Source organism: Sphingobacterium thermophilum, assembly GCF_039541675.1.
GTDB lineage: Bacteria > Bacteroidota > Bacteroidia > Sphingobacteriales > Sphingobacteriaceae > Sphingobacterium > Sphingobacterium thermophilum.
On the sequence record NZ_BAABGR010000001.1, the window covers coordinates 13518 to 28359 of the forward strand.

Consider the following 14842-nt stretch of genomic DNA (forward strand, 5'->3'; position numbering starts at 1 on the left):
TGTTTTTTGTTATTTTTAGACGGAATTATCCTTTGATCATGAATACAGCCTTTTGTTTACCAGCCATAGATGATTTTCACCGTACTTTAAACGGCAAAAACACCCATCTCTTTATTCTTCGAAACCGTGCCGGCATGCAAATCGCTATCAGCGACTATGGTGCCCGTCTGGTAAGTGCTTTGGTTCCCAACAAATATGGAGACCTTATAGATGTAGTGTTGGGCTTTGACTCTATCCAAAAATATTGGAATGCCGACGAGCAATATCATGGAGCTACCATAGGACGTTTTGCAAATAGAATAGCTGACGGTAAATTTTCTCTTAATGGAAAGGAGTATAGGTTGCCGCAGAACAATGGAAGTAGTTGTCTGCACGGAGGCCCAAACAGCTTTCATACGCGCGTATGGGATAGACAGGTAATATATAATGCTAATAAAATTATGTTTTACCTAGTATCCGAAGATATGGACAACGGATTTCCGGGAAATGTGAAAATCATAGTTTCTTATGAGCTGACAGACCAAAACGAAATTATCATCAACTTCAGAGTCTCTTCGGACAAGCCTACACCTATCAATCTTACAAACCACGCTTATTTTAACCTTAACGGCGAAGGCAATGGCGACGTGCTAGAACATCAGCTGAAAATAGATGCTCCTACATTTATTGAGATTGATGAGCGGCAGATACCTACAGGCAATCAGCTTTCCGTGAAGAATACGCCGTTTGACTTCAGCAGCTATACTAAAATTGGAGACGCCATAAATGATCAAAGCCTACAGCTCCAGTATGCCGGAGGGTATGACCACAGCTTTGTCTGCAACAAAGGTATAGAAGAATGTTCGGCAAGTGCATATAGCGAAAATTCCGGCATTCAGCTGAACGTTTATACGACCTATCCTACTGTCCATCTTTACACTGGAAACTTCTTGGCGGGAGATATAGGTAAGTCAGGACAAGCCTATGGCAAGTACTCAGGATTTTGTCTGGAAGCACAACATTTCCTCGACAACCCTAATCAGCCATCCTTTCCGAAGTCTATCTTAAATCCAGGGGAGGCCTATTCCCATACTATAAAGTACAAATTCTGCATCAAAAAATAACCGTTTTCACTATAACAATAAAGGGACAACATGTTGTTGTCCCTTTATTATTTTTTATCGCGCCTTAATTAATTATCTACACGCACAAAAACACCATCCACATCGAAGACAAGATCCATATCATTTGTAAGCTCTACATCAAAACCATCAGGTTTCTTCTCAATGCCGTTAATTGCTGCTGAAGCATAATGCTGCGACACATAACTAACGATAGAAGGCAGGATAAAACCCGTGTTAGGCAACGCTTGCGTATCATTTCGAGCCTCCACATCCAACCAATTTCCATTGTTGTCGAATTTGATGTCAACTCCATTATCCAGCTTGACCTCATATTCATGGGTAGAGCCTTCTTTATCTTTTATCGAAGAGATTATCTTTGCACCTGCAAAATATTCATTCACAAAAGCTGTAGCAGCTTCCGGAAGTTGCTCATTGGGGATCACTTGCTCATCTTTGTCACAGGCGGTAAACACAAAAGCTACGGCAATCAAAGCAAACACTATCAACACGATTTTCTTCATAACATTAAAATTTAGTTCTACATTCCAATTAATTATCCTTCTTGTTGTCTAAAACTCAAATATTGCACCACTACTCCAAGATGCTTTCGATTAAGCCACATATTTAAGTTTTATTAACACTTCAAAATTGAGTTAGGATTTGGGAAAGAATTAGGAATAGAACCTGCAGAAAGTAAAAAGCAAATAAAAAAGCCTCCTTAAAAGAGGCTTCTACAGAATATGGATTAAGATTTTAATGGGCTAAGATTTCTGGAATTTCTTCGATATCCACTTCACCTGAGTCTGAGATAGAGACAAATTTTACCGGCACTATCTCATTTACTAACAGAGGGTCGTATGGTGTACGCACCTTCACATAGTTTTTTGAGAATCCATGCATATAGCCGTCTTTCTCATCACTTTCAAACAGCACCTCTCCGATTTTGCCGAGCTGCTTCTCGTAGAAGGCGCGGCGCTTTTTTTCCGATAGGATATGTAGCATTTTACTTCGGTCCGAACGCTGTGCTCCAGGCACGGCTCCTTCCATCTGTGCTGCTATCGTATTTTCACGTTCCGAATAGGTAAATACGTGAAGATAGGAGATATCCATCTCGTTTATAAAGTTGTATGTATCGATAAAATCTTCTCTGGTTTCGCCTGGAAATCCTACAATTACATCTACCCCGATACAAGCATCCGGCATCAAGGATTTGATCATAGCTACACGCTCTGCGTACAGCTCACGCTTATAGCGGCGACGCATCTTAGCCAAAATGCGGTTATTGCCCGACTGTAGAGGCATATGAAAGTGGGGTACAAAACGTTTGGACTGGGAAACAAACTCTATGATCTCGTTAGTAAGCAGATTAGGCTCTATAGAAGATATACGAATACGGTCTATGCCTTCCACGTCATCCAAAGCCTTCACTAAATCCACAAACCTATCCTGACGCTTGCCATCTCGTATACCAAAGTCACCGATATTAACTCCTGTTAGGACGATTTCCTTCACCCCTGAGGCTGCAATCTCTTGAGCCTGACGTACGATATCTTCAATCTTCCCCGAACGGCTGGCCCCTCGTGCCAACGGTATTGTACAGAAAGTACAAGAATAATCGCAGCCATCCTGCACCTTCAGGAAGGTACGTGTGCGGTCACCTATAGAATATGCCGTCACAAACTGGTTGGTTTCGTCGATAGGAGCATTATGGACAATAGCTTTCTCCTGCTTTGTCAGGTCGTTAATATGTTGGATAATATTGAATTTCTCTGCCGCTCCCAACACCATATCCACTCCCGGAATTTCGGCAATCTCCTGTGGCTTTAGCTGAGCGTAACAGCCCACAATAGTGATATAAGCATTCGGAGAGTATTTTAAAGCCTCCTTCACCACCTTGCGACACTTCTTGTCGGCATTGTCTGTCACCGAACAGGTGTTGATTACGTAAATATCCGCTGGTGAATTGAAAGGCACCGGTTCGTAGCCCGCCTCCTTAAACTGTCGTCCTATGGAAGAGGTCTCCGAAAAATTCAACTTACACCCTAGTGTATAGAAAGCTACTCTTTTATTCATAATGATTTGCAAAAATACGCTTTTTTTCAGACTTCGACGGATAGATATGAGATTTGAGATGACAATGACATTTTTAAAGACAATTTAATTTTTTCGATATCTCAAATTTCCTTAGTTTTGGATGTGTGTGGAAGAAAATTCTTGCCCATACTTATTTAAACAGGAAAGATAAAAACTTCAATATGAAACAATATTTGGACTTGCTAAGACACGTTTACACCCATGGGGTGGACAAAACCGACCGTACAGGGACAGGAACACGTAGTGTTTTCGGGTATCAGATGCGTTTCAACTTGAAGGAGGGCTTTCCTGTGGTAACCACAAAAAAACTGCATCTGAAGTCTATCATCCACGAGCTTATCTGGTTTTTGAAAGGCGACACGAACATCAAATACCTCAAAGACAATGGTGTTAGCATCTGGGATGAATGGGCTGATGAAAATGGTAACTTGGGACCTGTCTATGGTGCACAATGGCGCTCATGGCCTACTCCTGACGGACGGCATATAGATCAGATCTCACAGGTTATAGAACAGTTGAAAAAATCTCCTGACTCCAGAAGGATGATTGTATCGGCTTGGAATGTCGCCGAAATAGAAAATATGGCCTTACCACCATGTCATGCTTTCTTCCAGTTTTATGTCGCTCCCGCACAGCCCGAAAAAGGCATAATGAAACCACAACTGTCCTGTCAGCTATACCAGCGCAGTGCCGACATTTTCTTGGGAGTGCCTTTCAACATAGCCTCTTATGCCTTGCTCACTATGATGGTAGCACAAGTCTGCGATATGGAAGCAGCAGAGTTCATCCACACCTTTGGAGACGCACATATCTATAGCAACCACTTCGAACAGACTGAACTGCAGCTGTCGAGAGAGCCTAAGCCTCTACCTACCATGAAAATCAATCCGAATGTGAAAAACATCTTTGACTTTAAATACGAAGATTTCGAATTGATAGGATATGAATATCATCCGCATATCAAAGCTCCGGTAGCTGTATAGATATTTTTCTTTTGAAAATTTGATGGATAATGAGTGATACGAAAATAACATTAATCGTTGCTGCTGCAGAAAACAACGCCATAGGCAAAGGCAACAGAATGCCTTGGCACCTTCCTAATGATTTCAAATATTTTAAGGAGAAGACCCTCAACCACTCCGTGGTGATGGGACGCAAAACTTTCGAGTCCATAGGTAAACCTCTTCCGGAACGTCGTAATATCGTAATGACTAAAAACACAAATTATCTCCACGAAGAGGTGGATGTGGCAAATAACATCGATGAGCTATTGCTATACTGCCGTGACGAGAGAGAAATCTTCATCATCGGAGGAGCAGAAATCTATAAACAAACGCTTCCCTTGGCGCACAAAGTGCTTTTGACCCGTGTCCATACCATCGTGGATGGCGACGCTTTCTTCCCTGAACTGCCAGCCAATGAATGGAAACTGATTTCCGCCGAAAAACACGAAAAAGACGACAGACACGCCTTCGACTATACATTCGAAGTGTACGAAAGAATATAAGGCTTCCTCTTCACAAAGGGAAGCCTTTAATATTTAACAAAAGTATCATCTCTTGATAAACAACAATTCTTCTAATGTCCAAGTATTGTCTTGAAAGAATCTTATTACCCATTTTGACCTTTATACTTCCCTTTTCCACCCTCTAAAGGCTCTAACTAATCTTAACATTCAAAGTTTGGACTTTTAGCCCGCCATCAAAGGATCTGTTATGCTGGGCTTTCCATTTTCAATACGTCCCGCATACTGTCTTTGCCAATTGCCGCACCGTATAAGGACATCGTACCACCTTCCGAAATCCCTGGTAGCAATCTCTATCTTTTGACGGGCCAAAGGTTTCAGCCGCACAGCCTCTTGTTGTGCAGTATAAGCATTATAGATGGTAAACTGTTGCTGTATACGGGTCCGATTTTCCACCTTTAAGACCAAGTTGTCCTGCGATGTGTAAGTAGCCTCGACGGCCAAAGGCTCATCTCCATCTTCCGATTTGAACCGACGATAAAACCCATTCGGCCCATGTACTGCAATATCGTACGTCTGATTTAAAGCTTTCCTCCATATATGACTGAGGTTACTACCCGCCACTACCGCAAAGGACTTACTAAAGCGGTTCTCTTCTGTTAGGTCATATACATTGAAGACCCCCGCCCTTGCGCTATCACCAAATTTACCTTTCGCTGCTTCTAAAAAAAGCTCTATAGCACCATCATGATGCTTCTCATGCACATAGAGCTCATAACAAATGGCATTGGAAGGCTTGACACCCCTCTCTTGGCGTGGCATATCGGGATGCGTCTTTCCTTGTATAACATCCCGGATTTCCGATTCCGAGAAAACATGATAACCATCAGGCAATGGTTTTTCCTTCGCCGCATCTATATCTCGTATCTGTTCTTTCATATCCAAGAAAAAAGGTATTGCAGCTTTTTCCTGAGTAGAATAAGGCCTAAAGACGGAAATAAGATCACCAGTCACAGCTCTACGCCATGAAGAAATATTGGATTCAAAAATCTTCTTATTATATTTCCTACTAAGGAAGACTTCCATAAAGCGAATGGTGGAAGTGATATCAAACACTTCCGAATTTACCCATCCTCCGCGCGTCCATGGCGATGCGATAATGAGAGGAACACGGTATCCCAACCCAACAGGACCTTCCGTAGCACTGCTCTCCCCCTGTCCGGAAGCCAACTCTTGTTCTCGCGTCACAAACTCTGCTCCCAGATCCTTCTGCAATGATAACGACACCTCACCACTGTCTTTGTCGTCAGGCTTGGGAACGACAAAAGGCGGGATGTGATCAAAATAGCCATCGTTCTCATCATAATTCAAAATGAAGATGGTCTTCTTCCATACTTCAGGATTTTTGGTAAGGATACTGAGCACTTCCGAAACATACCAAGCACCATACATAGGAGCACTAGGATGATCGGAAAAATGCTGCGGCGCCACAAGCCAGCTCACCGTTGGTAGTCTGCCCTCCTCCACATCCTTGCGAAACTGGTAAAGAATATCCCCTTTAGGAACCTGAATCTTCGCTCCTTCAAATTCCACTTCCTCCACCTCATGGTAATAGGGATCTCCTTCATTGGTCTGAAAAGCCCTTTCATGGAGTTCCTTCTCTTGAGACGACAATTTTGCAAAGTTGGCTTCGGAATATTTTTCCACCTCTTTTTGGAAAGCTATAAGCTGCTCCTGCTTTTGAACCAGTGTGTTGGACAGCTTCTGCGAAGGTTTGATTTTTTGCTCTTCTTCTAGTTTCAGGATTTCTTCTTTCAGCTCCTTGATTCTTCTGTTGTAAAAGTCTATATGACTTTTCTTATAACGCACATTGTACTGAGCAAACCACTCTAGATTATTATCGGTAAAATTTCCAAGCAAATTTTCGCCTTTACCTGTGATTTCGTTTTGAAGGCTGATTTCGTTTTGATACACTTTCCAGCTGATGCCATTTTCTTGGAGACGTTCAGGAAATGTCTTCCATGCCGCCATCTTATTATAGTACGTGTCCGAATTTCGTACTAAAGGCTTGCTGTCAGCCGAGGGTGTACATTTGCCGGTCCAGAAGAAATGCCTATTGGTAGTAGTACCTGTCAAAGATGAGCAGAAATGTTGGTCACATATGGTAAAAGCATCCGCGAAGGCGTAATAGAAAGGAATATCTTCTCTTGTATAATATCCCAACGTCAGTGGAATATCTTTAAAAGCTTTCCGCCCTGACTGCTTCCAAATCAACCACTTATCAAACTTACCTGCATTCCATGCGCCTATCTGATTTTCCCACGAGTGAGGCAGGTCGCTCGTCCAGCTGGCCTTAGAATTTTTAATATCCAGACGGAATGGTGCATAGACCTGACCTGCGGCATTGCTCTGCAACCATACTGGATTGCCGTTGGGAAGATGTATAGCCCTAGGGTCATTGAAACCCCTCACCCCTCGTAATGTACCGAAAGAATGATCAAAGGACCTATTTTCCTGCATCAGCAAGACAATATGATCGGCATCCCAAAAGGTAGAACCTTCCGCAGGATCTATCGCCATCGCCGCAGCAATAGACTTAGGCAAAGCACTAAAAAATCCAAATGAACCAGCCAACATCCCGGCTTTCTTGAGAAAATTTCTTCTGCTCTCCACAATTTAGGTCTAATAAAGTTTACAATCTTATCCAAGATAATAATTCTGCCAGAAAAGTTAAACCACCCACTTGCCTTAATATTCTATCAATCTAAAATTCTCTATCTTCCGCGAGGAATCTTCCAACCTCAAATAGGCATAATATCCTTTCTCAATCTCCAAGTCCCTATATTCATCGGGATTCATAATAGGTATTCCCGAAATAATGGGATAAAAACGTTTACAATGTACACAGGTCAAACTTCCTATCAAGACATCATTATGAATGGTCTGCTCTTTAATTTCTAATTTTAAGTCTGCCTTATCAAATGGGCAGCATAGTTTATTTATCGTCGAAATCTTCATAAGTCAAATTGATATTATTATAGTATTCATCCAACAATGATTTGGCATTATCTTTCTTCATAAGGTCAGAAACCAAAGCTATACCTTGGTAATGTATATCTTGAAGTTCTGCAATATTGGAAGGAGTAATACCTCCTGCCACAAAAAACGGAATGGTAAGCATCTTTTGTATTTCAGCTAAAAACTGTCTATTCACCAACTCACATTTCGAATTGTTTACCGATGGAAAAAGCGAGCAAAAGGATATATAGTCGACTTTCTCTTTTTCTGCCCACTTCACAATTTCGATGCTATTGGTACATGTTATCCCTACTATTTTATCCACTAACAAATTTTTGTGACTATCCCAATTTTGGGGTATCTCATCAAAATGGATACCGTCGAATTGAACTTGCTGAAGAAGGTCAACTCTGTTGTTCATAATCACCACGACCTGCTTACGATGACATATGGCCACTATCTGCCGTAGCAACTCTTCTATTCCCTTATAATCTTTTTGATTGTCCCATATTTGTACGGCACAGACTTTTTTCGACAGCAAACTATCCAATTTTTGAAGGTGCTGTGCAGTAAATACGTTCAGGTCAAGAATGATGTATATCTTCTTGTCCTCTTTCCATTTAAACTTAACTGATTTCATCTTGTTTATATTTCGCAAAAACTTCCCAGTAAAGGTCTTTCGTAGGACCTGTGAACGTGTGCAACCCATTCTTACGCTGTATTCTTTTTCCTTGTTGCCAAGAAGAAAAATAGCCTATCTCTGCACAGGGTATGCCATTGCCGAGAAACTTCTCTATCACTGTGTCTTTTGCCTGGGGAGCACATGCCATAAGCATACTTCCCGCTCCTACAATTTGCAATGGATTTAGGCCAAAAAGTCTTGCTACTTCAGCTACGGATGCATCGACCGTGATGAGATCTTCCCATAAAAACAATCCGAGCCGTGAAGCTTCAGCAAATTCATAGGCTGCACCTAACACACCTCCCTCCGTAACATCATGCATGGCATGTATATGTTTATGTTGTGCATTTAGCTCTTGGACCACCCCTGCTTCGGGTAAAACAGAAATACTCCAAAAATTGGATATGGCCTTCTCCCATAATTCCTTACCTACATGTCGTTCGACATATTTGGGAAAAGTCATTGCCAAAATGCTGGTGGAAATCAGGGCAGCAGATTTGGTCATCAACAGTACATCTCCTTCCTGTGCTTGAGACGCTAATAGCATCTTATCACGTTCTGCTATGGTAATCATAGTCACTCCACCGGCAAGGGTAGACTGAGAAAAGGAGTCAAAGCTGGTATGTCCTCCCGTAATATTCAAACCTACCTCCTCCGCAAAATGACCTATATGAATCCAATAATCCTCTAACTCTTTATCACTTACGTGGACAGGGAGATTTAATACAAACTGACCATACTGTGGAGAGAATCCTGTAGTAGCGATATCATTAGCTGTAAGATGGATGGAAAGAAAAGCCGATTCCTTAATGCCTATTGAAGGAATGTAACTCAACGGATCACTAGCTAGGGCCATAGCCTTTCCTCCATCAAGTTCGACCAAAGCACAATCCACCCCATAGCGTGGACCACAAAGCACATTTGGCCGTGGAAAGCCTATATTTCTTTCTAACAGGTTTTCCACGACACGTTGTTCTATCTTACTCATGTCAGTCTTGAAATTGAATGTACAGACCAAAAAAATCACCAAAAGGCAAAGACCATTGTTGGATAGGAAACCATTTAGGTAATCCCGTGCAGCTCCAACATATTTTGTAGGACCTACCTTTCAAAGCTTTATCGATAAGATGGATAAGGCTTTGAGGTGTATAGAATCGTGCCGTTATGTAAAATGGATTTTTTCCAAAGGCTTGTTGAACCCTTCTTCGAATAAATTTAGGAGAATTACGGTTCATCATGCCCATGACGATACCGTATCTTCCTACCCTAGCCGCCTCTTGAAGCACCTGTATTGGATTCTTATAGTACTCGAAGGTGGTAATAAAAGCCACCGCATCGAAGCTTTGGTCTTTAAAGGGTAGATAATGGGAGTCGGCCATCACCAGATCTCCTGAGAAAAGATCTTTTGCTTGGGATAGCATCAACGGGGAGATGTCACCTCCTGTAGCGTCGATACCTATTTCATGCCACCAGCGGGTAAATCGTCCCGTACCACATCCAAACTCTAACAAATCTCTAATACGCCCATCTGCCTCGACAAGCTGAGTGATGACTTTCTTCTGCCATACCTCAGCCCGCTTATAGGGTCCTTCATACCACTGTTCATAGGTATCCGTGTATTCCCGGTTGAAAAACCATTCCGGTCTTCCTTGCCAGTTCATCTTACGTTGCGGAAGCAACAGGTTTTTGTTTTGTCTTATTAGTTCCATACGATATAGTGATAAAAAAATACTCCATTCGTATGGATAAGACCAACAGAATGGAGCACAACTATATCGTATGCAGCATCCCTACGTTGGCATTATCCAAATCAGGTTTCGGGTATAATCTCAGCTCCTTATGACAATAAGGGCACCCCGTGCTACTCTATAAATTTCTATTTTATACGCCTAAGGTACTATTTTCTTTCTACTTAAGCAAATCCTGCAACGCCTTTTCCACCTTTTCAAAGTTAAAAGACGCTTTCACCTCTTCGAACATACGTTGTATCTGGTCGTTACAGAGGTTGCCGATGCTTCCTTCATGGGTATGGTTTACCTCTTTCAAAGGCTTGAAGGTGCCTGCTTCGATATCAAGACCTATTTTACGATAAGCCTCACGGAAAGGAACACCTTTCAGCACCTCATTATTTACTACTTCTACCGAAAACAGGTAATCGTATTTCGGGTCATCCAAGATATTCTCTTTCACCTCTATATTCTCCAACATGAAAGTCGCAATCTCTAAACATTCGTTCAACGACTTGAAAGCAGGGAAAAGATTTTCCTTCAGCAGCTGCAGGTCCCTGTGATAGCCTACCGGAAGATTGGTAGTCATCATCGCTATCTCGTTTGGCAGAGCCTGAATTTTGTTACAGCGCGAACGTATCAGCTCAAACACATCCGGATTTTTCTTATGTGGCATGATGCTGGACCCCGTAGTCAGATGTGCCGGAAACGAGATGAAACCGAAGTTTTGATTGATAAATAAGGTTACATCCATGGCAAACTTAGCCAAGGTCGCAGCGACGGAACTCATAGCCTGCGCCAGAATACGTTCGGTTTTACCACGCCCCATCTGTGCATAAACCACATTATAATTCAAATCATCGAAACCCAACAGTTGCGTGGTCATAGTTCTATTTAACGGGAAAGAAGAACCATAGCCTGCTGCCGACCCTAGCGGGTTTTTGTTGCACACAGCCCATGCGGCTTTAAGCAGATGCAGGTCATCAACCAGACTTTCGGCATAAGCACCAAACCATAGACCGAAAGAAGAAGGCATTGCTATCTGCAAGTGCGTATATCCCGGCATCAACACGTGTTTGTATTGTTCGCTAAGCTTGATAAGCTCCAGAAACAACGTTTCCGTATTTCGGAAGATATTTTGTATTTCCGTACGAAAATAGAGCTTCAGGTCTACCAGCACCTGATCGTTGCGCGATCGTCCCGAATGTATTTTCTTCCCTGCATCACCAATACGTTGTGTTAGCATCATCTCCACCTGAGAGTGCACATCTTCCACACTATCTTCTATTTGGAACTTACCTTCCTCAACTTCTTTATATATGTTTTTTAGCTCCTTCTGTACAGCTTCCAAATCGTCGTCCGACATCAGGCCTATGCTGTTGAGCATGCGGGTGTGGGCCAATGAGCCTAACACATCGGCAGCTGCCAGATGCATGTCCATCTCACGGTCCTTACCTACTGTAAATGATTCAACAAAGGAATCTACGTCAATATTTTTCTGCCAAATTTTCATTCAAATACTATTTGCTTGCAAAAATACCAATAATTTAAGATTTCGGCTGATAAACTTTTGTTTTACAGCTTTTGTATAACATCTTTAATACATTGACGCAAGTATTACCAGATATAAATACCTTTATAAAACTTTTATTAACTAAATAAATCGATGATAAAAAAAGCTGTTTTATTTGTTGCACTTCAATGTGCCTGGCTGATGCCTTTTGCACAAGAATCGGCAAAGGCTATCCAATGGAAAGATATTCCGAATTGGCAGTTTGTCCGCACCAATGGTGCCACCCCTTCTCCTGACGGGAAATGGATGGCTTACGTTTCCGGGCCTACCCAAGGGGATTTGACCTTAACTTTAACACGTACGTTGGACACGACGAAGTACGTCTATAAAATCGGAGGTGCTTCCACCCCCGTGTTTTTCAATAATGACGCCCAATTTGTGTCCTTCTTTGAAAGTCCCAAATATGCAGAAATTAAGACCAACGAGAAGACACGTCGCCCTTCACCCAAAAAACTTAAAATAGTATCTCTGAAAGACACCTCGTCCGTAACTTTCAATAACGTTCAGAATTTCAGCTTTTCTAACGACAATGGACAATGGATAGCCATACGCTTTGACAACAATAGTCTTTCGGCACCAAGTGCCGCTCCTATGGGCGTAGGAGCTCCACGGCAGGCATCAAGATCCAAAGGGTCCGACCTGCTTTTATATAACCTTATCACCAAGAAAAAATACAATCTAGGAAACGTCAGCGAATACAGCTTCAACAAATCAGGTCAATATCTAGCTTATATCATTGACGCCAATGGCAAAAACGGCAACGGCATCTTCCTGATGGACCTTACCACAGGAATCTCCAATGCCCTACACAACGATGAAGCTAACTTCTCTAAAATTTCATGGAATAAGGAAGGTACCGCCTTTGCCCTGCTAAAAGAAAATACAGATAAAAAATTCAAATCACCGGTATATACCCTCATCGGGGTGAAAAACTTCAAAGGACACAATGCCGATGTGTTTACCTTCAGTGGTCTGGATGAAAATCAAATTACTGCCGGATATGGCATCAGCAACAACGCTACACCTTATTGGAGTAAGGACCTGAAAACCATTTTCTTCGGCATAGCCAAACTGGAAAAGAATGAAGACCAGAAAAATACCGAAAAGAAAATTGACAGCATAGCAAAAAAAGACGCTAACAACAAGATTGCTGCACAAGATTCTGTCGTAGGAAAAAAAGACAGTACCTTGGTTGCCAAAGGACCTAGACAGCCTATAGCGCCAAGAAATAACGAACCTAACAAAAAAGATCTGGAAAAGCCGGACATGATCATCTGGCACTGGCAAGATAAAAAACTTCAATCCATCCAGAGAAATCAGCTGAATGCTGAAAAGTCCTTTACGATTATGAGTGCTTGGCATATCCAAGAAAATAAGTTCACCTCTCTTGCCGACAGCAACATAAAGGCCATATCTCTATCACCAAATCAACTTATAGGCTATGGAGTAGATGTCACACCTTATGAGTATGAATCTAATCTAAGCGGCCAAAACTTCGGCGACTTGTATATCGTAGACATTAAGACAGGACAAAAGAAATTGGCTATTGAGAGACTGTATCTAAATGTTAACCGTGGACTACGCTTCTCACCTAACTCGGACTGCCTTCTTTTCTTCCGTGAGGGACATTACCAACTTTTGAACACGAAAACATTGGCCATCACCAACCTCACAAAAAACATTCCTACTTCCTTTGTCAACCAGTTCGACGACCATAATATCGACCGTCCGGCTACAGGAAGCTATGGCTTCACCGCCGACAACAAATACGTACTGCTGAAAGATAACTACGACCTATGGAAAGTGTCTTTGGATGGTAAATCAGCGATCCGTCTTTCCGACAATTGGAGTAGTCATAAACTTATCGTTTCGGGCTACAATAGACTTTACGAAGAAGATGATTTTATTGACCTGAAAAAGAATCAATATTTCCATGTGCTTAATTACAATACCAAGCAGAAAGGTGTAGCCTTGCTATCTGCAAACAGCAACAAGCTTGAGATTCTAAAATTGGACGACATTAACATCAGTACTCTTCGCAAGCCTAAAAATAGCAATTCCCTCTTCTACACCATAGAAAGGTCGAACGTTGCTCCGGATATTTTCATGGCGACAGACAAACTTTTAAAACAAGAACTCAAAATTGTGGACAACAATCCGGATAGTCAAAAAGGTAAGATATCAGCAGGATCCAAACTTTTGACCTACGTTTCAGCTCATGGTGACACACTACATGCGACACTATATCTTCCGGCAAACTATGTAGAAGGAAAATCTTATCCTACAATCACATATATCTACGAACGATTGACTGATGAGAAAAACAACTATTCACAACCACTTTATCCGGGAGGAGGATTCAACAGAGCGATGTACACCAGCAATGGCTATGCAGTATTGATGCCCGACATCAAATACAAGCTGAACGACCCGGGAATGTCTGCCGTAGCATGTGTGGCACCTGCAGTGAAAGCTGCCATCGCCACAGGAATCGTGGATGGCAACAACGTGGCTATACACGGACACTCATGGGGAGGCTACCAAACTGCCTTCCTTATTACCCAAACAGATATCTTCAAGGCGGCAGCAGCCGGAGCTCCATTGACCAACATGATTTCCATGTATTCGCTGATTTATTGGAATACCGGTTCTTCTAACCAAAGTATCTTCGAATCTAGTCAGGGTCGACTCACCACAGGCTATTGGGACAACTGGGATGCCTACGTTCGCAACTCTCCAATATATCATATCAAGAAGGTGAAAACGCCACTGCTTCTACTACACAATGACAAAGATGGAGCGGTAGATTATACTCAAGGTATAGAATACTACAATGGTTTGAGAAGATTAAATAAACCTGTAGTCATGCTTACCTACAACGGAGAAAACCACGGGCTAATGAAAGAAGTGAACAAAAAGGATTATGCCGTACGGATGATGGAATATTTCGACCATCATCTCAAAGGTAAACCTGCTCCTGACTGGTGGCAAAAAGGAATCAAATACATTGATCTGCCTAAACATCTTGAAGAAAGAGCCTTCTAAGGAATAAAGCTCGACAGTAAAAAAGAGATAGTCTTTACACTGCCCCCAAAAAGTTAGACACTATTTGGGGGCATTTTTATGGTTAAGTACAAAAAACACAAATCCGATTTTAAGCTTCGTCTGGTTAAAGATTAC

12 protein-coding genes and 1 riboswitch are annotated in these 14842 nt (G+C 42.0%); of the genes, 4 read left to right on the plus strand and 8 right to left on the minus strand.

From position 1 onward, the window contains the following. Nucleotides 1-38: 38 nt before the first annotated feature. Nucleotides 39-1103, plus strand: a complete 1065-nt coding sequence (locus ABD873_RS00055) for an aldose epimerase family protein (RefSeq protein WP_345062907.1) — start codon at nt 39-41, stop codon at nt 1101-1103. 68 nt (nt 1104-1171) lie between these two features. Here ABD873_RS00055 and ABD873_RS00060 read toward each other — a convergent pair whose 3' ends face one another. Together ABD873_RS00060 and mtaB are read right to left on the minus strand one after the other, a co-directional pair. Further along, on the minus strand, nt 1172-1624 hold the full coding sequence (locus tag ABD873_RS00060) for a PepSY-like domain-containing protein (RefSeq protein WP_345062910.1): 453 nt from the start codon (nt 1622-1624) through the stop codon (nt 1172-1174). Between the two features lie 232 nt (nt 1625-1856). After that, nucleotides 1857-3176, minus strand: coding sequence for a tRNA (N(6)-L-threonylcarbamoyladenosine(37)-C(2))-methylthiotransferase MtaB (mtaB, locus tag ABD873_RS00065; protein WP_345062913.1), 1320 nt, complete (start codon nt 3174-3176; stop codon nt 1857-1859). A 182-nt stretch (nt 3177-3358) separates the two neighbouring features. On the opposite strand from mtaB, the gene ABD873_RS00070 reads away from it, so the two are divergent. Together ABD873_RS00070 and ABD873_RS00075 are read left to right on the plus strand one after the other, a co-directional pair. Next, entirely contained in the window at nt 3359-4180 is an 822-nt protein-coding gene (locus ABD873_RS00070; RefSeq protein WP_345062916.1) for a thymidylate synthase, read from the plus strand. 29 nt (nt 4181-4209) lie between these two features. Continuing rightward, entirely contained in the window at nt 4210-4704 is a 495-nt protein-coding gene (locus ABD873_RS00075) for a dihydrofolate reductase (protein WP_345062919.1), read from the plus strand. A gap of 183 nt (nt 4705-4887) precedes the next feature. Here the strand turns inward: ABD873_RS00075 and ABD873_RS00080 are convergent, their stop codons facing one another. The 6 genes from ABD873_RS00080 to argH all read right to left on the minus strand — a co-directional run bounded on the left by ABD873_RS00080 (nt 4888) and on the right by argH (nt 11602). Continuing rightward, nucleotides 4888-7335, minus strand: coding sequence for a phosphocholine-specific phospholipase C (locus ABD873_RS00080; protein WP_345062922.1), 2448 nt, complete (start codon nt 7333-7335; stop codon nt 4888-4890). 75 nt (nt 7336-7410) lie between these two features. Continuing rightward, entirely contained in the window at nt 7411-7680 is a 270-nt protein-coding gene (locus ABD873_RS00085; protein ID WP_039053136.1) for a Trm112 family protein, read from the minus strand. Next, nucleotides 7658-8320: a thiamine phosphate synthase gene (locus ABD873_RS00090; protein ID WP_345062928.1), complete on the minus strand. Its 663-nt coding sequence runs from the start codon at nt 8318-8320 to the stop codon at nt 7658-7660. The genes ABD873_RS00085 and ABD873_RS00090 overlap by 23 nt, the downstream gene beginning before the upstream one ends. Continuing rightward, nucleotides 8307-9350 carry an AIR synthase-related protein gene (locus ABD873_RS00095; protein WP_345062931.1) on the minus strand — a complete coding sequence of 348 codons (1044 nt, stop codon included), beginning with the start codon at nt 9348-9350 and terminating at the stop codon, nt 8307-8309. Before ABD873_RS00095 ends, ABD873_RS00090 begins: the two co-directional genes overlap by 14 nt. Nucleotide 9351: 1 nt before the next feature. Beyond that, the gene (locus ABD873_RS00100; RefSeq protein ID WP_345062934.1) at nt 9352-10071 is read right to left on the minus strand and encodes a class I SAM-dependent methyltransferase; all 720 of its coding nucleotides are present in this window, start codon (nt 10069-10071) and stop codon (nt 9352-9354) included. 61 nt (nt 10072-10132) lie between these two features. Then, a riboswitch (TPP riboswitch) is annotated at nt 10133-10231 on the minus strand. 39 nt (nt 10232-10270) lie between these two features. Next, nucleotides 10271-11602, minus strand: coding sequence for an argininosuccinate lyase (gene argH / locus ABD873_RS00105; protein ID WP_345062937.1), 1332 nt, complete (start codon nt 11600-11602; stop codon nt 10271-10273). Between the two features lie 153 nt (nt 11603-11755). On the opposite strand from argH, the gene ABD873_RS00110 reads away from it, so the two are divergent. Next, nucleotides 11756-14707 carry a S9 family peptidase gene (locus ABD873_RS00110; protein WP_345062940.1) on the plus strand — a complete coding sequence of 984 codons (2952 nt, stop codon included), beginning with the start codon at nt 11756-11758 and terminating at the stop codon, nt 14705-14707. The last annotated feature ends 135 nt before the right edge of the window (nt 14708-14842 follow it).

Coding starts and splice junctions, on each gene's coding strand:
- ABD873_RS00085 (WP_039053136.1), bottom strand. CDS start 7,680: ATGAAGATTTCGACGATAAATAAACTATGCTGCCCATTTGATAAGGCA.
- ABD873_RS00060 (WP_345062910.1), bottom strand. CDS start 1,624: ATGAAGAAAATCGTGTTGATAGTGTTTGCTTTGATTGCCGTAGCTTTT.
- argH (WP_345062937.1), bottom strand. CDS start 11,602: ATGAAAATTTGGCAGAAAAATATTGACGTAGATTCCTTTGTTGAATCA.
- ABD873_RS00110 (WP_345062940.1), top strand. CDS start 11,756: ATGATAAAAAAAGCTGTTTTATTTGTTGCACTTCAATGTGCCTGGCTG.
- ABD873_RS00100 (WP_345062934.1), bottom strand. CDS start 10,071: ATGGAACTAATAAGACAAAACAAAAACCTGTTGCTTCCGCAACGTAAG.
- ABD873_RS00095 (WP_345062931.1), bottom strand. CDS start 9,350: ATGAGTAAGATAGAACAACGTGTCGTGGAAAACCTGTTAGAAAGAAAT.
- mtaB (WP_345062913.1), bottom strand. CDS start 3,176: ATGAATAAAAGAGTAGCTTTCTATACACTAGGGTGTAAGTTGAATTTT.
- ABD873_RS00090 (WP_345062928.1), bottom strand. CDS start 8,320: ATGAAATCAGTTAAGTTTAAATGGAAAGAGGACAAGAAGATATACATC.
- ABD873_RS00075 (WP_345062919.1), top strand. CDS start 4,210: ATGAGTGATACGAAAATAACATTAATCGTTGCTGCTGCAGAAAACAAC.
- ABD873_RS00070 (WP_345062916.1), top strand. CDS start 3,359: ATGAAACAATATTTGGACTTGCTAAGACACGTTTACACCCATGGGGTG.
- ABD873_RS00055 (WP_345062907.1), top strand. CDS start 39: ATGAATACAGCCTTTTGTTTACCAGCCATAGATGATTTTCACCGTACT.